Source organism: Belnapia arida (genome assembly GCF_016773205.1).
GTDB classification, from domain to species: domain Bacteria; phylum Pseudomonadota; class Alphaproteobacteria; order Acetobacterales; family Acetobacteraceae; genus Belnapia; species Belnapia arida.
On sequence record NZ_JAETWB010000025.1, the window covers coordinates 51,256 to 69,700 of the forward strand.

The 18,445-nt window shown below is 64.1% G+C and carries 18 protein-coding genes and 1 pseudogene; 5 read left to right on the plus strand and 14 right to left on the minus strand.

Annotated elements, in window-relative coordinates:
• Positions 1-39: 39 nt before the first annotated feature.
• From JMJ56_RS34185 to JMJ56_RS25590, 13 genes and pseudogenes are all read right to left on the minus strand, one after another.
• Positions 40-294 (minus strand): annotated as a pseudogene (locus JMJ56_RS34185) (IS481 family transposase); the annotation flags it as partial.
• A gap of 65 nt (positions 295-359) precedes the next feature.
• Positions 360-566 (minus strand): tripartite tricarboxylate transporter substrate-binding protein, encoded by a 207-nt coding sequence (locus JMJ56_RS34975; RefSeq protein WP_202834588.1) that lies wholly within the window; start codon positions 564-566, stop codon positions 360-362.
• Positions 567-634: 68 nt separating this feature from the next.
• Entirely contained in the window at positions 635-1,438 is an 804-nt protein-coding gene (gene rutD / locus JMJ56_RS25545) for a pyrimidine utilization protein D (protein ID WP_407927949.1), read from the minus strand.
• Positions 1,435-1,824 carry a pyrimidine utilization protein C gene (gene rutC, locus JMJ56_RS25550; RefSeq protein WP_202834590.1) on the minus strand — a complete coding sequence of 130 codons (390 nt, stop codon included), beginning with the start codon at positions 1,822-1,824 and terminating at the stop codon, positions 1,435-1,437. Before rutC ends, rutD begins: the two co-directional genes overlap by 4 nt.
• A 5-nt stretch (positions 1,825-1,829) precedes the next feature.
• Positions 1,830-2,549, minus strand: coding sequence for a pyrimidine utilization protein B (gene rutB, locus JMJ56_RS25555; protein ID WP_202834591.1), 720 nt, complete (start codon positions 2,547-2,549; stop codon positions 1,830-1,832).
• Positions 2,549-3,052 carry a hypothetical protein gene (locus tag JMJ56_RS36245; RefSeq protein ID WP_328702472.1) on the minus strand — a complete coding sequence of 168 codons (504 nt, stop codon included), beginning with the start codon at positions 3,050-3,052 and terminating at the stop codon, positions 2,549-2,551. Before JMJ56_RS36245 ends, rutB begins: the two co-directional genes overlap by 1 nt.
• Entirely contained in the window at positions 3,036-3,626 is a 591-nt protein-coding gene (locus tag JMJ56_RS36250) for an LLM class flavin-dependent oxidoreductase (protein WP_268885099.1), read from the minus strand. Before JMJ56_RS36250 ends, JMJ56_RS36245 begins: the two co-directional genes overlap by 17 nt.
• 307 nt (positions 3,627-3,933) lie before the next feature.
• On the minus strand, positions 3,934-4,911 hold the full coding sequence (locus tag JMJ56_RS25565; protein WP_202834592.1) for an ABC transporter ATP-binding protein: 978 nt from the start codon (positions 4,909-4,911) through the stop codon (positions 3,934-3,936).
• On the minus strand, positions 4,908-5,957 hold the full coding sequence (locus JMJ56_RS25570; RefSeq protein WP_236038507.1) for an ABC transporter ATP-binding protein: 1,050 nt from the start codon (positions 5,955-5,957) through the stop codon (positions 4,908-4,910). The genes JMJ56_RS25565 and JMJ56_RS25570 overlap by 4 nt, the downstream gene beginning before the upstream one ends.
• 4 nt (positions 5,958-5,961) lie before the next feature.
• Positions 5,962-6,852 (minus strand): ABC transporter permease, encoded by an 891-nt coding sequence (locus tag JMJ56_RS25575; RefSeq protein ID WP_202834593.1) that lies wholly within the window; start codon positions 6,850-6,852, stop codon positions 5,962-5,964.
• Positions 6,853-6,863: 11 nt separating this feature from the next.
• Positions 6,864-7,811: an ABC transporter permease gene (locus JMJ56_RS25580; RefSeq protein ID WP_202834594.1), complete on the minus strand. Its 948-nt coding sequence runs from the start codon at positions 7,809-7,811 to the stop codon at positions 6,864-6,866.
• Between the two features lie 4 nt (positions 7,812-7,815).
• Positions 7,816-9,408, minus strand: a complete 1,593-nt coding sequence (locus JMJ56_RS25585) for an ABC transporter substrate-binding protein (protein WP_202834595.1) — start codon at positions 9,406-9,408, stop codon at positions 7,816-7,818.
• Between the two features lie 307 nt (positions 9,409-9,715).
• A complete protein-coding gene (locus tag JMJ56_RS25590) occupies positions 9,716-11,302 on the minus strand; it encodes an ABC transporter substrate-binding protein (protein ID WP_202834596.1) in 1,587 nt (528 codons plus the stop codon).
• 1,201 nt (positions 11,303-12,503) lie between these two features.
• Here JMJ56_RS25590 and JMJ56_RS25595 point away from each other — a divergent pair.
• Positions 12,504-13,466: a 2-hydroxyacid dehydrogenase gene (locus tag JMJ56_RS25595; protein WP_202834597.1), complete on the plus strand. Its 963-nt coding sequence runs from the start codon at positions 12,504-12,506 to the stop codon at positions 13,464-13,466.
• A gap of 439 nt (positions 13,467-13,905) precedes the next feature.
• Here the strand turns inward: JMJ56_RS25595 and JMJ56_RS25600 are convergent, their stop codons facing one another.
• On the minus strand, positions 13,906-14,073 hold the full coding sequence (locus JMJ56_RS25600; RefSeq protein ID WP_202834598.1) for a hypothetical protein: 168 nt from the start codon (positions 14,071-14,073) through the stop codon (positions 13,906-13,908).
• 145 nt (positions 14,074-14,218) lie between these two features.
• Here JMJ56_RS25600 and JMJ56_RS25605 point away from each other — a divergent pair, with 145 nt between their 5' ends.
• From JMJ56_RS25605 to JMJ56_RS25620, 4 genes are all read left to right on the plus strand, one after another.
• Positions 14,219-15,049: a transglutaminase-like domain-containing protein gene (locus JMJ56_RS25605; protein WP_202834599.1), complete on the plus strand. Its 831-nt coding sequence runs from the start codon at positions 14,219-14,221 to the stop codon at positions 15,047-15,049.
• A gap of 168 nt (positions 15,050-15,217) precedes the next feature.
• Positions 15,218-16,639, plus strand: a complete 1,422-nt coding sequence (locus JMJ56_RS25610; RefSeq protein ID WP_202834600.1) for a circularly permuted type 2 ATP-grasp protein — start codon at positions 15,218-15,220, stop codon at positions 16,637-16,639.
• Entirely contained in the window at positions 16,632-17,618 is a 987-nt protein-coding gene (locus JMJ56_RS25615) for an alpha-E domain-containing protein (protein ID WP_236038509.1), read from the plus strand. The genes JMJ56_RS25610 and JMJ56_RS25615 overlap by 8 nt, the downstream gene beginning before the upstream one ends.
• 285 nt (positions 17,619-17,903) lie before the next feature.
• Complete coding sequence (locus JMJ56_RS25620) at positions 17,904-18,362, plus strand: hypothetical protein (protein WP_202834601.1); 459 nt, start codon at positions 17,904-17,906, stop codon at positions 18,360-18,362.
• Positions 18,363-18,445 lie beyond the last annotated feature (83 nt).

The following is an 18,445-nucleotide window of genomic DNA, read 5'->3' on the forward strand; positions in this document are numbered from 1 at the left end:
GGACCAGCACGTCGGTGCAGCTGACCAATGCAACACGGCGTCGTCGAGGGCGAAGTTGGTGGCGCGGCGGAGTGCGCAGACCACGGCGCGTTCCTCGTCATTGGCCTTCCACGGCAACTTATGCGGCGTGGCCGGCCGATCAAGGCAGTCGGCAGGGCCGCGCTTGCGCCATTTGCGGATGGTCTCGGTGCTGACGCTGTAGCGCTGCGCCAGCACACCGGAGGGCTCGGTGGATCGTGTAATCTCGGCGCGGACGGCAGGGGTGGTCCGGGCATTCGGGTGGATCTGCGCCATGGGCTACCTCCGACCAGAGGCGCGAGCGGTCAAGCGCTCGAAGCGGTAAGCATAGTCTACAATCGTCAGCCCAACCGGGTCCCAACAATGTTCTGCGACCAGACAGTTAGGTCACGCCGCGGATCAAAGCCGCTATCCAGGTTGAGCACCATCGCCGCTGCCAGCACACCCATAATGCCGAGGACGATGGTGAGACCATCCGGCTCAGCGCGCATTAGGCGCTGCAGACCCACCGGGCCGCCGGCCTTAATTTCCACCACCACCTGCGCCACGCTCTGCTCATCCTGGCCCACCACGCTAACCGCTGCAGGCGTCAGGCTACATCAGCGGCAACCCACTTTTACGGAGGCAGGGCAAGTGGCTGAAAACCATTGGGTGTTGCGCTGAAAAAATTCATCATCACCGCATTGAAGGGGGCGGGGTTCTCGACGGTGCAAGCGTGCGCACCATGGTCCGTGAGCCAGAGCGTGGCATTGGGCAGGCCGGCCGCCAAGGCCTCCGACGCCGTGTACGGCACCAACAAGTCATCCTTCGCAGCCGCGACCAGCGTTGGGTGACGAATGCTTGGCAGATCGGTCATAACGTCGAAAGCGTGGAGGGCGCCGATGCGCTTGCGCAGCGTGTCCTCGCCCTGGAATGTGGCGGTGCCGTGCTCGATCTCAGCCAGGATTTTTTCGTGATGCGCCGAGGCATAGGCGGCGCTGTGCAGGAACAGGGGCTGGGCGGCCACATAGGCACCTGTCCCCTGGCTTGCCAGAACGCCCAGCCTCACGTCGAAGCAGCGGGCGGTGTGGCGGTCGGCTTGGGCCCAGGCGTTCACCAGCACTAGCCGTCCAACCCGCGCCGGCGCCCGCCGCGCCAGTTCCAGGCCCACCAGCCCGCCAAGCGCATGGCCCAGGATATGAGCGGTGGGACATTCCGCATCATCCAAGATTTCCAGCACATCATCCGCCATGTGGCCAATGCTGTAACCCTCGGGCAGGGCCGCGCGGTTGGCGCCGGTGCCGCGATGGTCGTAGTGCAGCACCCGGAATTGCGTCTCCAGCGTCGGCACCTGCGGCGCCCAGAAACCGGCTCCGCCACCGAGGCCAGCGGAGAGCACCACCACCTCGCCATCCGGTTGGCCGGTCAGGCGGTACTTCACTTGGTGCCGAGATGCGCGATGGAAGCGATCTCGACCACTGCGCCAGGCTTCACCAGGCCACATTGGATGCAGTAACGTGCCGGCTTTTCACCCGGGAAATACTCAGCGTAGACGGCGTTCATCGACGCGTAGTGCTTCCAGTCATTTAGGAAGATTTGGTTGAGGGCGATGTCGGCCATGCGGCCGCCTGCGGCCTCGATGACAGATTTGATTGTCTCCAGCACATGTTGGGTCTGGGCAGTGGCATCATCGGGCGCCACCACGTTGTTTTCCTTGTCAAGCGCAAGCGTGCCTGAGACATAGACCACCCCATCGGCGGAGGCGCCGGGCGAATAGGGCGCGAGCGGCTTGCCGGAGCCGGCAGGGATGACGGGGGTGAAGGGCATGGGGTTCAGTCCTCACTCTGGCCGACGGCGCCACAGAAATCCGCGACGGTGGAGACCCATCCGAAGAAGGTCTCGATGTTGTAGAGGGCAGCCTTTTGTGCAAAATCCGGCCCCGCTGCGTGCGTCGCATCCTCCAGCACGATGCCGAAATACTCCAGGTGAAAGGCATCCCGCAGCGAGGATTCAACACAGACATTGGTCGCAATGCCAGTAAATACGATGTTCCGGACGCTGCGCGCGCGCAGCATGCTGTCGATGTTGGTGTTGAAGAAGCCGGAATAGCGTGTTTTGGGCACCACTATGTCACCCGGCTGGGGCGCCAACGCATCCACCAGCGCGTAATCCCAGCCGCCCTTGGCCAGTAGCTTCCCCTGCAGTTCGGGCTTCTTGCGCATGGCCTTCAGCGCGTTGGACTTGTGCCAATTCGGCGAGCCGGGGCCGCCCGCCTCTATGTAGTCAGCGTCCCAGCCGTTCTGGAAATACAGCACCGGAATGCCCGCCTTCCGCGCGGCCTCAGCGGCGGTGGCGATGCCCGCAATGCAGGCGGAAGCCTCGGAGATATCGAAGCCGGCAATGTCCAGGTAGCCGCCCGCCGAGGCATAGGCGTTCTGCATGTCCACGATGATGAGCGCCGTCTCGGCGGGATTCAGCCGGATGGGCTCGGGCTTGGCGGGCAGCACGAAGGGGATGCGCTCAGGGGTGGCGGGGGCATAGCCGGCGGTCATCAGGCGGCTTCCTTCGTCATGTGTTGGCGGCAGCGCATCAACGGCTGGATGCGTGTACCGAAATCCTTCACGTCCTTCACGAAGTCATCAAAGGTGAGCAGCACCCCGCCGGTGCCAGGCACTGCCGCCACCTCGTCGAGCATGCGGGCTACCGAGGCGTAGCTGCCAATGAAGGTGCTCATGTTGATATTCACGGCGCTGGTCGCGTCCGCCAACTGGCGGACATTGGTGTCGGAGGTGGGGCGGGCGTCGGCCGCGGCTTGGCCCTGCATCCATTCTATGGCCGCCTGGTCCGCGCCGGACTCGATGTGCTCCCAGCGCGTCCAAGCCTCCACATCGGTCTCAGCCGCGATGACCATGGATATGACGAAAGTCTCGGACCTGCGACCCGTCCTGGCCGCGAATTCCTGTATGCGCGCGGCGACGTTGGCGAAGACGGTGGGGGCATTGATGCCCTTGCCCAGGCAGAAGCTGTAAACGGTGTGCTTAGCCGTGAAGCGCATGCCCTCGGTGCTGGAGCCCGCACAAATCATCTTTATCGGCACAGACGGCCGCGGCGAAAGCACACATTTGTCCGTGGTGAGAAAATCGCCCTTTATGCTTCACCCGGTTTTCCAAAATTGCGCAAGATGGCGGCGTATTCGTCCAGTATCTCGTAACGGCAGGCAAAATGACTATCGCCGGGCCAAAGGCCCATCTGATCGTACTCAGCCTTCGCCAGCCGGTGACCGAGTTCAACCCAAACCGCCCGCCCGAGATGCTGCCAATGGTGACGCACATGCGCGCTGCAATGGCGGGCAGGATGGTCAGCGTCGCCACGCTCGCAAATAGCCTGATGTGCGTGGTCACGGCGGCCAGCCCGGCCATCAGCGTGAAGCTCTCCAGCCCATGATCCCAGAATTCCGTCTTCGCGCCCAAGCCGTGCAGCTTGACCATGGACAGCACAAAATCGAGCCTGTGCCGCTCCGCCGCCAGGGTGATGTCGCGGTTCAGTTCGAAGCTTGGCATGTACTGAGGCACGGTCTCGGACAGCAGCCAGCCATTGCTGTTGATGGGGATGAAGACGCCAGCTTGCATCGCCCCGAACTTCCCCTCCAACTTCGCAACGTGGGCGAGCCCAGGCCATGCGTGAGGCGCCCGACTCGCGCCTGCGCGCCACGAGGATCGCCCGATACGCAGGCACCCGGCAAAGCAAAGGCCGCGAAAGATAGTGAAACGCTGCCGGTGGAAGCAGCACCGGGACGCGCGCACCGCGCGGGCGGCTGAAGACGTTTGGGGGCGTTCTGGCGATCAGCAACGTATTCAGCCGGCGGGCACAGAGTTGGGCCTTGAGGTCCGAGGCGTCGGCGGATGACGCTTCCGAGGATGTCGATGACTTGCCGCATCAAACGAGTTCCGCTTCGACCCGCAAGCAGCGGACGATGCGACCCGGGGCGGGGGTGACAGGGGGCGGCACGGTGGTGATGCAATCGGTACCGGCGCGGGGGCAACGGGGGGCGAAGGCGCAGCCAGGCGGCAGATGGCGCATATCGGGCGGGGTGCCGGGGATGGTCTCGAGGTCCTGGTCGCGCGGCTGGTCATGCACCGTGGAAGCGAGCAGCCCGGCGGTATAGGGGTGCAGTGGCCGGCGCATCAGGTCGCGCACCGGGCCGGTCTCCACCACGCGGCCGGCATACATGACGGCGACGCGGTCGGCGATCTCGGCGGCGACGCCGAGGTCATGGGTGACGAAGATCACCGACATGCCCATCTCCTGCTGGAGCCGGCGCAGCAGGATCAGCACCTGGATCTGCACCGTGGCATCGAGCGCGGTGGTCGGCTCATCCGCTAGCAGCAGCTTCGGCTCGCAGGACAGCGCCAGTGCGATCATGGCGCGCTGGCGGAGGCCGCCCGAGAGCTCATGCGGATAGGCATCGAGCCGGCGCTGGGCGGAGGGGATGCGGACCAGCTCGAACAGGTCGAGCGCCCGCTGCCGGCCAGCGGCATGGCTCACGCCGCGATGAACCGAGACGACCTCGGCGATCTGGTCGCCGACGCGGACCACGGGGTCAAAGGCGGTCATCGGCTCCTGGAAGATCATGGAGACGGTGCTGCCGCGCATCCGACGCAGCGCCGTCGCATCCATCGCCTGTACATCCTGGCCGGCGATGCGGATCCCGCCCGAAATGACGCTGCGCTTCGGCGGCAGCAGCCGCATCAGCGCGCGCATCGTCACGCTTTTCCCGGAGCCGCTTTCGCCCAGCATGCACATCACCTCGCCCGGCAGCATGGTGAAGTTCACGTCGTTGACGGCACGGACGCTCGATTCGCGGGTGACGAAATCGACTGAGAGGTTGGAAACCTCGGCCAAAGGTTCGGTCATGCGGCGATCGCCTGGGAATGGCCGGAGGCCGGGTCTTGCATGTGGCAGGCGGCGCGATGGGCCTGCTCGCCCTCGGCGCCCAGGCTTGGTGCACGGCTGGCGCAGACCGGCTCAGCATGCGGGCAGCGGGTGTGGAAGCGGCAGCCGGAGGGCGGGTTGATCGGGTTGGGCGGATCGCCGCTGACCGGCGCCTCCTCCCGCCGCTGGTCAGGATCGAGCGCCGGGCGGGAGGCTAGCAGGGCGCGGGTGTAGGGATGCCTGGCGCCGGTGTAGATGGTATCGGCGGGGCCGATCTCGACGATCTCGCCGAGGTACATGACCATCACCCGGTCGCTGATCCAGCGGACCACGCCGAGGTCGTGGCTGATGAAGACATAGGTCAGGTTGAAGCTGCGCTTCAGCGCCTGCAGCAGGTTCAGCACCTGCGCCTCCACGGATTTGTCGAGCGCGGAGACGGCCTCGTCGAGGATGATCATGCGCGGCTGCATGGCAAGCGCACGTGCGATATTGATGCGCTGCTTCTGCCCGCCCGAGAGCTCATGCGGGTAGCGGCCGCCGAAGAGCGCGGGGTTGAGGCCGACGCGGGTCAGCAGTTCCCGCGCCTGGCCCACGGCCTCGACGCGGGGGGTACCGAAGGCGATTGGGCCGAAGGCGATGGAATTCTGCACCGGCATGCGCGGGTTGAGCGAGCTGGCGCTGTCCTGGAAGACCATCTGCACCTGGCGGCGGAGGTCCGCCACGCTGATGCCGCCATGCTCGCCGACGGCATCGCCATCGAAGATCTGCTCGCCGGCATCGGGGTTAATGAGGCGCATCAGCAGCCGTGCGACAGTCGATTTGCCGCAGCCGCTCTCGCCGACGATGCCCAGCGTCTCTCCCTTGCGGACGGTGAAGGAGACATTGTCCACCGCGCGAACATGGGCCGAGACGCGGCCAAGAATACCGCTGCGGATCGGGAAATGTTTGCGCAGGTTGCGCACCACTAGCAGTGGCTGCTGCGGGCCGCCGCGGTCACGTTGGTCGAGTTCCATCAGGGTGGCCGACATCATTTCAGCTCCGCACATCCATTGCCGATCGCAATCCATCGCTCAGCATGTTCATGCTGATCGAAGTGAGCAGGATGGCGATGCCCGGCATGGCGCAGACCAGCGGGCTAACATAGATCGCCTGGCGTAGCGCATTCAGCATCAGGCCCCAATCGGGTTCCGGCGGCTTCACACCCAGTCCGAGGAAGGAGAGGCCGGAAGCGAGGATGACGCTGACCGAGGTGAGGCTGGAGGCATAAATCAGCACCGGGCCGAGCACGTTGCCCAGCACATGGTGCCAGAGCACGAGGCGGAGCGGGGCGCCGGTGGCCCGCGCCGCGTCGACAAAATCGAGGTTGCGGACCTGGGTCGTCGCCGTCTCCGCCACCCGGCAGAGCGGCGGGATGAAGACCAGGGTCAGCGCGATCATCCCGTTGCCGACGCCGCCCCCCATGGCGCCGGAGATAGCGACCGCGAGCAGGACCGAGGGGAAGGCGTAGAAGACGTCCATCACCCGCATGATGACGGCATTCACCACGCCGCCGGCGAAGCCCGCGACTAGGCCGAGGCCGCCGCCGATGAGGGTCGCCACCAGCACCGGGACCATGCCCATCAGCAGGGTGATGCGGCCGCCATGGAGCAGTCGGGAGAGCACGTCCCGCCCGAGTTCGTCCGTGCCGAGCATATGGCCGCGGAAGCCGGGCGGCTTGAGGCGGCGGATGATGCTTTCCTGATAGGGATCAAAGGGCGCCAGCAGCGGCGCGAAGATAGCCGAAAGGATGATGAGCAGCAGCAGCGCCGCGAAGAACAGGGTGACCGGGTCGTAGCGCAGCCGGTAGCCGACGGTGCCCCAATAGCCGCGCTGGGTCGGGAGCGAGCCCTCGGCCGTGGCCGCGCCGGGGATGGTGGTGGACATGGCGTGCCTCCTCAGCCGCGGCGGATGCGGGGGTCGAGCGACGACTGGAACAGGTCTACGGTCAGGTTCACGGTCACGAAGATCATCGCGAGAACAAGGATGGTGCCCTGCAGCACCGGCACGTCCCGGTTGAGGATGGCCTTGCTCAGCATGAAGCCGCTGCCGGGCCAGGAGAAGACGGTCTCGACCAGGATCGAGCCGCCCATCAGCGTGCCGAATTGCAGGCCCATGACGGCGAGCACCGGCGGCAGCGCATTCTTCAGCGCATGCCGCAACACCCGCCATTCCGGCAACCCGTTGGCCCGCAAGGTCACGACGAATTCCTGGTTCATCACCTCGGCAACCGCCGAGCGCGTGGTGCGGGCGATGATGCCGACCGGGATCATCGACAGGGTGAAGACCGGCAGCACAACATGCTGGATATGCTCCCAGCTCGTCGGGTCGAAGGTATCGCCGGCCATGCCGGAGGCTGGCAGCACCATCAGCTCGACCGAGAAGATGATGACCAGCACGATGCCGAGCCAGTAGTTGGGGATGGAGACGCCGAGCACGGCGATGCCGGTGACGATGCGGTCCAGCCAGGTGCCGGTTCGCCGCCCGGCGATGGTGCCGAGGATAAAGGCGACGCTGAAGGCGATCAGCACCGAGAGCGTGGCCAGCAGCACGGTGTTGCCAAGCGAGCGCAGGATCTCGTCCAAGACCGGCCGGCCGGTGGCGATCGACTTGCCGAAGTCACCCTGCATCACGCGCCAAAGCCATTCGAGGTACTGGATCGGCAGGGGCCGGTCCAGGCCGTAGAGCCGCTTCAGCCGCTCGACTGTCTCGGCATCGGCATCCGGCGGCAGCAGGGTCTGCACCGGGTCGCCGGGGGCGAGGTAAACGAGGGCGAAGCAGACCATGGAGACGCCGAGGGCGATGGGGATCGCCGCCAGCAGCCGCCGCACCACATAGCCGAACATCCGGCTACCGCGGGGCTACGGTGATCGGGGTCAGGTCCTGGAACCAGCTTTGCGCCTGGACGAAGCCGCGGAGGCGGGGCGAGAGGGCCCGCGGGTTGAGGTCATGCACCACCCAGAGCATGACGGCATCCTCGCTCATCTTCTCATGCACCTGGCGCAGCAGGGGCAGGCGCTGGGCTTCGTCGAAGGTGGCGAGCGCCTTATCAATCAGCGCATCCATGGAGGGGCTGCTGTAATGGCCCCAGTTGGAGCCACGCGGCGAGGCCTGCTGGCTCCAGCTGAAGCGGAACATGCCGTTGAAAGGGTCCTGCAGGGAGCGGCTGATATTGATGCCATGCACGTCGGTGTGCTTCTCGCGGCCCTCGCGGCCCATCTGCAGCAGGGCGTTCCAGTCCATCACCTGCAGGTTGACCTGGAAGCCGACGGCTTCAAGTTGCGACTTCACCAGCTCGTTCATCGGCAGCGGCTGCATCTGACCGGAGCCGCTGGTGGAGATGGCGAAGGTGACGCGGCAGGGCATGCAGCCGGCTTCCCGCAGCAGGGCGCGGGCCTTGGCTTGGTTGAATTCGTAGCGGACTGGATTGCCGAACCAGTTGGAGGACGGCGGCAGGTTGGCGAAGCCCTCCATGGCGATGCCGCCCAGCATCTCATTGAAGTCGGCGCGGTTCAGCGCGTGGTTGGCGGCGCGGCGCACCCGAATGTCGGCGAAGGGTCCATCGACGAAGTTGAGCTGATAGGCCCAGTTGTGCGGATAGGAATTGGTGACGATCTGCATGCGGGAGGAGCGGAGGCGGGGGATGGCGTCGGGCGCCGGAGCCTCGATCCAGTCGACCTGGCCGGAGAGGAGCGAGGCGGTGCGGGTGGAGGCTTCCGGCATCGGCAGCAGCACCAGGCGGTCGTGCTTCGGGATGCGCGCCTTGTCCCAGTAGTCGGCGTTGCGGACCAGCTCCAGCCGCTCCCCGGGGATCATGCGGGAGAAGCGGTAGGGGCCCGTACCAGAGGGGTTGCGAGCGAAGGCATCGGCATCGTTCTTCACTTCCTCAGAGCGGCGCGGGCTCACCATCATCAGGAAGGACATGTTGTAGGGCAGCAAGCTGTCCGGCTGCTTGGTGGTAATGGCGACAGTGAAGTCGTCGACCTTCTCGATGCCTTCAAAATTGCCGAGGTAGGCACGGGCGAAGGCGAATTGCCGAGCGTTGAACTGTGGCGCACCCTCCTTAGTAAACCGCTCGAAATTCCAGACAATATCGGCGGCGGTTAGCGGCGAGCCATCATGAAATTTCACGTCGCGGCGGAGCGTGAAGAGCCAGCGACGGTTGTTCGCCGGGTCGATCGCCCAGGAGGAGGCGAGGCCGGGCTTGATGTCGGCAATGACGTCGCTGCGGCTAAGGTCCCAGCTGACCAGCGCGTCATAAAGGTTGTAGCCGACGAAGCGCCAGCCTTCGAAGCCCTGGTCCGGAATGCCTGCGGTTAGCGGAATATCCCCTGCCGTCATGGCGACGCGGAGCACCGTTTCCGTCTGAGCGTTAACCGAGGGGGCGGCAAAGGTGGCGAGCAGGACCAGGGTGGATCCGAGCAGGGAAAAACGCTTTGTCATATAAACTCCTGCCCGGCGACGTGCGCCACCGGGACCGGTGAGTAAATTGACTGTGCATTTCCCCGCGGCGTCCTTCGCGGAGCCGGTAACATATCGCTAACTTAGTCTTGCTGCCGACCACTTCGCAAGTGCGAAGAGATCCGCCGCCAGCTTCATCTCCCTCGTGTCGCCGCTGCGCTCATCATTCTTGGGGCACCCTAGACGGAGCCAGCGACCCAACTCGTCAGGCCAGGAATGGCGTGAGTGCTGACAGAGTCGTCTCGCGGCGTCCTCAGAGCCGTCTGACGGTCCTCCTCAGATACACATCTCACACCTTGCGGATATTGGTGAACTGCGGCACCCCGCTGAGCATGCCAGACACATTTCGCCGGAAGGCAACCGGCTGGATGAATTGGCCAAGCGGCACGAAGGAGACATCCTGCCAAGCTTGCAACTGCAGTTCCCGCGCAACCGCTTGTTGTGCCGCAAGGTCGGACGCAAGAAAGTATTCGCTGCGCAGTTCCTCGATACGGTCGCTGGTCGGCCAGCCTGCCTGCCCGCCCCGCACACCGTTGCCGCGCAGCATAGAGTGTGTCGCCGGGGTCATGGCATCCAACCCGCCGACATAGGTGCAATATGCGCTCCAGCCGCCGCGCTCGACCGGCTCCTTACTGGTGGTGCGGGCGCCGATTGTGCCCCAATCCGCTGGCACGTAATCGACATTCATGCCAAGCCGCACAAGCACGTCGCGCGTCACCTCGGAGACAGCCGATATGCGGGGGACCTCCGCCGCGGCCAGCATGACCACGCGCTCACCAGCGTAGCCTGCCGCCGCGAGTGCTTGCTTCAGTGCGGCAAAGTCTGGCTTGCCGCGGGCCCCGATGCCTGCGTCGGTCTCCATCGGCGAGCCTGGCGTGTAGATCCCGACCTTACTGTTGGCAATCGATTCCTCGTTGCCTACCACGGCCGACATGCAGTCCTGCTGGCTAACTGCCGCCAAGATGACACGTCGCACCGCCGGCTTGTCGAAGGGTGGGTGGAGATGGTTGAAGCGGAATTGACCGAGGTAGCCGGTACGGTCCTTCACGTCGACGGTAATGTCGCGGGTCCGGCGTAGCATCGGCAGCAGGTCGATTAGCGGTTGCTCAATCCAATCCACCTCGCCCGACTGCAGTGCGGCGGCGGCGGAGGCTGGGTCAGGCATGACGTTGAAGACGACGCGGTCGAGATAGGCGATGCGTGGTCCGGTGGTGAAACTCGGTATGCCGTTCGGGCGTGGCCGGTAGGCCGCATGCTTTTCATAAACTACCCGGGCGCCAGGTATCCGTTCATTCGCTAGGAAGCGAAACGGCCCGCTGCCAACTACCTCTGGCACTTGCGTGAAAGGGTCAGTTCGGGCGAGCCGCTCCGGCATCATCACCGGAACCAGGGAGCTCGCCCGGCCGAGCGCGTCCGGCAGCATGGGAAAGGGCCGCTTGAGGCGGAATACAAGGGTACGGTCGTCGGCGGCGCTCAGGTCCTCGGTGGCGGCCAGCAACTGTTGGCCAAAGGCGTCGCGCTTGCCCCACCGATTGATCGAGGCCACGCAGTCGCGCGCTAGCACCGTTTCGCCATCATGGAAGACGAGGCCTTCGCGCAGCGTCAGTCGCCAGCTCCTGCCGTCATTCTCGATGACATGGCCTTCGACCATCTGCGGTTGTGCCGCGAGCCGCTCGTCCGTGCCATAGAGCGTGTCGAAAACCGCGAGCGCGGAAGTTCGCGTCGCATAGGTGCTGCTCCAGATCGGGTCAGCCGAGGCGACATCGGCATAAGGCACGAAGTTCAGCACGCGGGCGCTACTACCGAGGGCAAGGCGCGGTGCTGCAAGTGGTACGGCGGCAAAAGCGGCAGTGCGCAGCAGGCTACGTCGGTGCATTGCAGTGCTCCCGATGGCGTGGCGATGGAGCTAGCGTGTGCAAGTTTCGTGCCAGCCGATCGGTGGGGAACTGCTGAGGCTAGCTTTTGTCTATGTGCACAGCAGGCGGGTTCCGATCGAATAGCACGTACGCCCCCAGAAGGGCTTGAGACTAGCCAATGCTCCGCCACTACATTAACGCAAAATAGTATTTGTCTCAGCGATGGTGGACACAAACGACTAGCTTGCCTGCCATTTAAACAAAGGCCACTCGAGAAGAAAAGCAACGTCCTGCTTTTGTCCTTCGGCACAGTGTTAAAACCGTAAAGTCGCGAGGAGGCTAGCAGCACTACTGGCGCAGGGCGTCATCGGCGTGTTGGCCACTGCCACCTTGCGTCGTGGAAGGCTAGGAGCGCACGACCCTTAACTGCCTTAATGCCATTCGTGCCTCCAAGGAACTCGGCTGCGGTGCTTCTGGTACGAACCAATCACCAGGCCAAAAACGCTGTCCCAATTCGAAACCATTCAAGGTTTGTTGGCGGTGTATGTTGGCAAGCCAGAACACGCGCGCCGAAACATCCCAAGAGATGATTGTATTTAGCCACACGATTGGTCCGATATAAAATACCACTCGTCGGACCTAAGTCCCAATACGCTGTCCGGCCCCTAATTCGTTTAGGCCCTCGCGTTGCGCCTCATGATTTGTGACAAGGTTGGTGATGACAAGAGCGGCAGTGCCAAGCAAAAATATGAGCATGGGAACCTCCATATTGAGCTTCCCTCCCTAACCCCGCCCTCATGATGCACTGCACAAACTTCTTCTGCAAGACCCATTGCGACGGATGGTGCGCAGTATCATTCAACTCAAAAGATTGCCGAACGATCGGCTGTTCGTGTTGCGCAATACCACCTCGGCTGCGATCAGGGGTTGGGTGTCACTTAGGACGCTGGGTGCCAGCCGCGGCGCGACCTTTATCCAGGCGCGAGGCGCCCACCCCTCTGTAGCAGTTACGCAGAATGACTAGGGGGCGACCGTGTAAAGGCAAGCTCAATTGAAACTTTACGTCCAAACCGGTTGCGAGAATGCAGATGCAGAGACGTATTTGGTACCTACTCGTCATCGATAACTGTGGGGGCAAACGTCAAGAGTAGCCAATTGCTTGCCGCCTCGCCTCGGTCATGCTGCGCTGCTGCAAGACGCTAAGCGCGGAGCTCACGATTGATGAAACCTGTTATTCTCACAGCGATGCCGCTAAGGCCGCCTTTTCAGGCCCGCCTCGAAGAGACCTATGAGGTGTATGGCCCTTTGGGGCAAACCATCCCTGGGACCTTGCCTGAGGCGGCGCGCAGCGCACAGGCACTGATCACCCTGGGAAGCGTTGGTGCCAGCGCTGAACTCATGGCAGCCCTGCCGCGCCTCGGACTCATCACTTGCTACGGCACCGGCTTCGAGAGAGTGGACCGTGCTGAGGCCGCAGCACGCGGCATCCTCGTAACACACGCTGGCGACGCGAATGCAACGAGCGTGGCCGAGTTTGCCATGGGTCTGGTGCTCGCCTCGACCAGACTTATCCTTCGGGGCGATCGCGTCGTACGCAGCGGCGGCTGGGTCGATCTCGGGATCGGTCGGATGCCGCTGGTACCCGGCCTCGCAGGTCGTCGCCTTGGCGTCTATGGGCTTGGCGCGATTGGATCGCGGGTCGCCCAACGCGCGGCCGCTTTCGAGATGCAGGTTGGTTACCACAACCGCTCACCGCGCAACGGCGTGCCCTACCCTTATTTCGAGGACTTGCTCGCGCTCGCCAGATGGGCTGACGTGCTGGTGGTCGCCGCGCGAGCAGACGAGGAGAATCGCGCTGCGGTCGGTCCGGCCGTGCTGGATGCATTGGGCCGTACCGGCACCCTGGTCAACATCGCCCGCGGCTCCTTGGTCGACGAGGACGCTTTGTGCGACGCGTTGGAGGCCGGCCGGATCGCCGGTGCCGGCCTCGATGTGTACCAACGCGAGCCGCATGTCGGGGACCGGCTCAAGGCGCTCGATAACGTCGTGCTCACGCCGCACATGGCCGCCTTGTCGGAAGCGGCGCAAACAGCGCAGCAGCAAATTCTCCTCGACAACTTGGAAGCCTTCTTCGCCGACCGTCCGGTGCGGTTCCAGGTTTCCACGCTGCCGGCCAAAGCCTGAGCTGCTGCAGAGCCTAGGATTGGCGAGCTACACTTCTGCAACGTGTTGGATGGGTTGGCGGCCCGGACGCATTGGCTCCTGCTTGCGTTCGGGATCATGCGATGCGGACGTTCCCGGGGCGTCCAAAATTCAGTATCCATTTCGGGACATTGATGGTGATGGCTAATTCGGTAGCTTGGCACCCATCCGTCCTTGAGCGCAGCCCGTCGCCGACGACGCGCTTCCATCTCGAGACGGCGGCCTCCGCCAGGGCTCGCCAGTTGTATCCCAACGCCTCCTGCCAGCCCATGCGGCCGCGGTCTGCGATGCAGCGGAGATGGAGGTCCCGACGCATCCGGGTGGTGTGCTACCGCCGCGGCATAGACATCATCCCGGCCGAATGCCCCTTCGCAGGCGAAAAACGCGATCGCACCCCCGCTTCGGCTCTGATGCTCCTGTATTAGTCGAGGCTCGCTAGCACTGAATGTTTGGCGATGGCCGGGCGGCCGAGAAAGCTGAAGATCTCGCAGGCGACGAAGCGCTTGAGGCAACGGATGATCTCGAGCTTGCTCTTTCCCTCGGCGGTGCGTCGCCTGACGTAGCCGAGGGTCGCCTGGTGAGTGCGCATGCGCACGATGACCACGCGTTAGAGGGCGGCGGTGGCCTGCCGATTGCCGCCTCGGTTGAGCCTTGCCAGTGGGTCTAGCGGCGGTTTCTGCGCAACATTTAAGCCGTTTCGACGTTACGGTCCGTACTAAGGACGGATCTTAGGCATGCACATCAGAATTGGCTACAAATTGACCTATGACTTCCCGATGCCGGTCGATGCGGTGTTCTTGCTGAACGTGCATCCGAGCCGCACCGCGGATCTGGTCAGCCCCGATGGCGTCGTCGTCACGCCCTTCCTGCCGGTGCATTTTTATACGGATGGCTTCGGCAATACTTGCCAGCGCATCTCCGCCCCGGCAGGCCGCTTCACTCTGACCGCCGATGCGGTGATCCGTGACAGTGGCCTGCCGGACGTGGTCGCGCCTCATGCCCGGCAGGTGGCGGTGGCCGAGGTGCCGGACGATGCCCTCATCTTCCTGCTGGCCAGCCGCTACTGCGATACCGAGGCATTGTCCGACATGGCCTGGCAAACCTTCGGCAACACGCCGATGGGCTGGGCCCGAGTGCAGGCGATCTGCGACTTCGTGCATAACCGCATCCGCTTCGACTACCAGCGCGCCCGCAATACCCGCACTGCATCGGAGGGCTACCAGGAACAGGTGGGCGTCTGCCGCGACTTCACCCATCTCGCGGTGACGCTCTGCCGCTGCATGAATATCCCGGCCCGCTACTGCACTGGCTACCTCGGTGATATCGGCGTGCCAGCGGTGCCGGACCCGATGGACTGGTCGGCTTGGTTCGAGGTCTATCTCGACGGCGGCTGGTACACTTTCGATGCTCGGCACAACAAGCCACGGATCGGTCGGGTGCTAATGGCGCGCGGCCGGGACGCCGCCGACGTGGCGATCAGTACCACCTTTGGGCCGAGCACCTTGGTCGGCTTCCAGGTGTGGACGGACGAAGTCCAGGAGCAGGGGGGCGGCGCTTCCGCTTAACCCTGTACCTGACGGCGTCGAGGTAAGGTACTCCCTCCGAATTGAGACGGCATGCTCGCGCCACGAATTGTCACAGACGCGAGATATGCCTGCAGGCTGGCACACGAGATGCAAGATCGATGATCTATAAGTTCAATAATCGATCCGACGCCAGGAAGTTACGGCCCCATGCTGAGAGCCTACACGCCAGGAGAGTTCTACTGTGAGCTAACACGCGGCGGTGCCGCTCAGCCAGTCCGTGACCGACTCGCCGCCGTTCCTGCCGATGAACTGCGCCGGCGCACCGCGGAGGCCGAGGAGGAACTGCACGACCGCGGCATTACCTTCACTGTCTATTCCGACGAAAACGCGGTCGATCGGGTGCTGCCTTTTGACCCGATCCCCCGTGTTCTCTCGGCCGAGGAGTGGGACGTGGTGGAGCGGGGTGTCTGCCAACGGGTCGCCGCGATCAACCTCCTGCTGAACGACCTCTATCACGGACAGCGCATCCTGAAGGATGGCGTGATCCCGGCCGAGCTCGTGCTGGGCAACGCCAACTACCGCACCGCCATGCAGGGGCTCGACTTGCCGCATGGAACCTATGTGCATATTTGCGGCACTGACGTCGTCAGGGACGGTAACGGTCGCTTCCTGGTGCTCGAGGACAATGCGCGCACGCCCTCGGGCGTCAGTTACGTTGTCGAGAACCGGCACATGATGCAGCGTGCTTTCCCGGACCTGCTCGAGGGAATTGGGCTGCGGCCGGTGGATGAGTATGGCCAGCGCCTCCTCGCGGCGTTGCGGGAGGTGGCGCCTCAAGGGGCCACGGTGACCAACCCTCAGGTGGTCCTGCTGTCGCCAGGCACCTACAACTCCGCCTTTTTCGAGCATGTCTTTCTGGCACGTGAGATGGGAGTGCCCTTGGTTGAGGGCCGGGACTTGGTAGTGGACGACCAGGACCGCGTCTACATGCGCACGACCGCGGGCGTTGCACGGGTCGAGGTGATCTATCGTCGCATCGACGACGACTTCCTCGACCCGGAGGCCTTCCGGCCGGACAGCCTGCTCGGCGTGCCCGGCCTTATGCGTGCCTACCGAGCGGGAAAAGTAACGCTGGCGAACGCCGTCGGCACGGGCGTAGCCGACGACAAGGCCATCTACGCCTACATGCCGCGGGTGATCCGCTACTACCTCGGCCAGGATCCCATCCTGTCCAATGTCGAGACGCATATCTGCCGCGAGCCGGAGGCGCTACGTTACACGCTCGAACACCTCGAGGAACTCGTCGTCAAGCCCGTTGGCGAGTCCGGCGGATACGGGATCACCATCGGCCCGCGTGCAACGCGAGAGCAGATCGAGGCATGCCGGGCTGCCCTGAAAGCCGATCCGGCGAACTATATCAGCCAGCCCTGCCTCGACCTTTCGGTTGCCCCCACCCTCGCTGGTGATCAGGTCGAGCCACGGCATGTCGACCTGAGGCCCTTCGCGGTTACCGGCGTGAAAACCTGGGTCCTGCCCGGCGGTCTGACCCGCGTGGCGCTCCGCAAGGGGTCGCTGATCGTCAACTCGTCCCAGGGGGGCGGATCAAAGGATACCTGGGTCCTTGGCTGACATCCTCCTCGCCCGCTATGCCGAGAGCATCTTCTGGCTTGCGCGCTATGTGGAGCGGGCGGAGAGCCTTGCGCGCATCCTCGACGTCAACGCCACCTTCGCCCGCGACCGATGCGGCGCACAGGACTGGCTTCCCGTTCTGCACCTAAACGCTGACGAGGCACGGTTCACAGCCATCTACGGGACCCCCACGCCGGAGGCGGTGCTCCACTTCTACGTGACCGACCACACGAACCCGACCTCCATCGCGGGCGCCATTGCGTCGGCGCGTGAGAATGCGCGGGCCCTGCGGCCCCTGATCTCGACCGAGATGTGGGCACAACTCAATGTTTTCCATAAATGGCTCGGGGAGCTCGGCCCGGCGGCGCTTCTCCCGGGTAACACCCCCCGCCTGCTCAACCGCATCAAGGAAGCCTGTCAGACCCATACCGGGATCACCGACGGCACGCTGCACCGTGACCAAGTCTCCTACTTCTACCGCCTCGGCCGCTTCGTTGAGCGTGCTGACCAAACCACGCGCCTGATCGACCTCAAGTACCACGCCCTGCTGCCGAGCCCGACCGACGTCGGATCAACGGTCGACATTGGCCAGTGGAACGTGGTCCTGCGCTCGGCTGCTGCACACCATGCCTATTTGCGGATTGTACCCGGCGGCGTGACCCCGGCCGGCGTGGCTGGCTTCTTGCTGCTGCATCTCCACTTCCCGCGTGCGGTCGCCTTCTGCGTAAGCGAGGCGAACCGTGTTCTCGGGATCCTTCGCTCCCGGCACGGGCTCCCGGGCGGGGCCGCAGCGGCCGAGAGCCTCGGTGCACTACATGCCTCCCTCGGTGCGCTTACCATTGATGAGATCATCGCCAGTGGGCTGCACGAATTCCTGGATCAGGTACAGTCGCGGCTGATCGCGGCGACGAATGATCTCTCAGCCGCCTTCTTCGGCCGAATGCTGCAAACCCCTTCACAGACCCAGCACCAGGCGTGAGGCGAAGCGCCATGCCAATCCTCGCAGCCCACCGGATGATCACTCACCGGTATCAGCAGCGGGTGATGTCCGGTGAGCATCCGATGCTGGTGCGCCCGCAAGGGGGGCGTGATCAATGGCTGTTCAAGGTACCGCAGGATTTCCCTGAGGCGGCGGAGGCCAGAGCGGAGTGGGCGGCCTGTCTCACGGCAGCGTTGCCAGCCCTGGTAGGGCACCAGCGGAGCCGAAGCGCTTTCGCCATCCAGACCGCCACCATCCCTCGGCAGCCATGAACGGGACAGCGCCGTGCAGCAAAACTCGGCTCCGCGATGGGTCATCCCTGCGACGGACGACCTGATATACGCCATCGGTCGCGTCGTCTATAACTTCGCGCAGCTCGAGCGGTCTGCCGAAACCATGCGCCGACTAGGCGCCGGCCGCCCCTCCTGTCGTCTGCCGAACTTATCCTGGAAATGCTTTGTCCAAGAGCTGGAGCATGTCGTCGCCGATGCACCAGACGGCGAAGAGCTGCCGTCACAGATGCTTAGGCTATCCAGGCGCTACATTGAGTTGCGTGTCAGGCGGGATGCACTGCTCGGCGCAACATCGCAAATGCAGCTGCCGCAGGCGGAGGGCTCAATGACCCGCCTCGGCTCGGACGGGGCAACCGCCCATGCCTGGCCTTTGAACGAGATCCTGCGCACTGCCCGTGACATCGAGCTCACCGCGATCGAGATCAACCGGCTGCTACGTCGTCGCCTCTGACCGTGGGTAAGCGTCCGGTGATGCGGCGTAAGCGTCCAGTGAGGCGGCGACCGACCGTCAGGTTGTCGCGGCTTCGGCGTCGC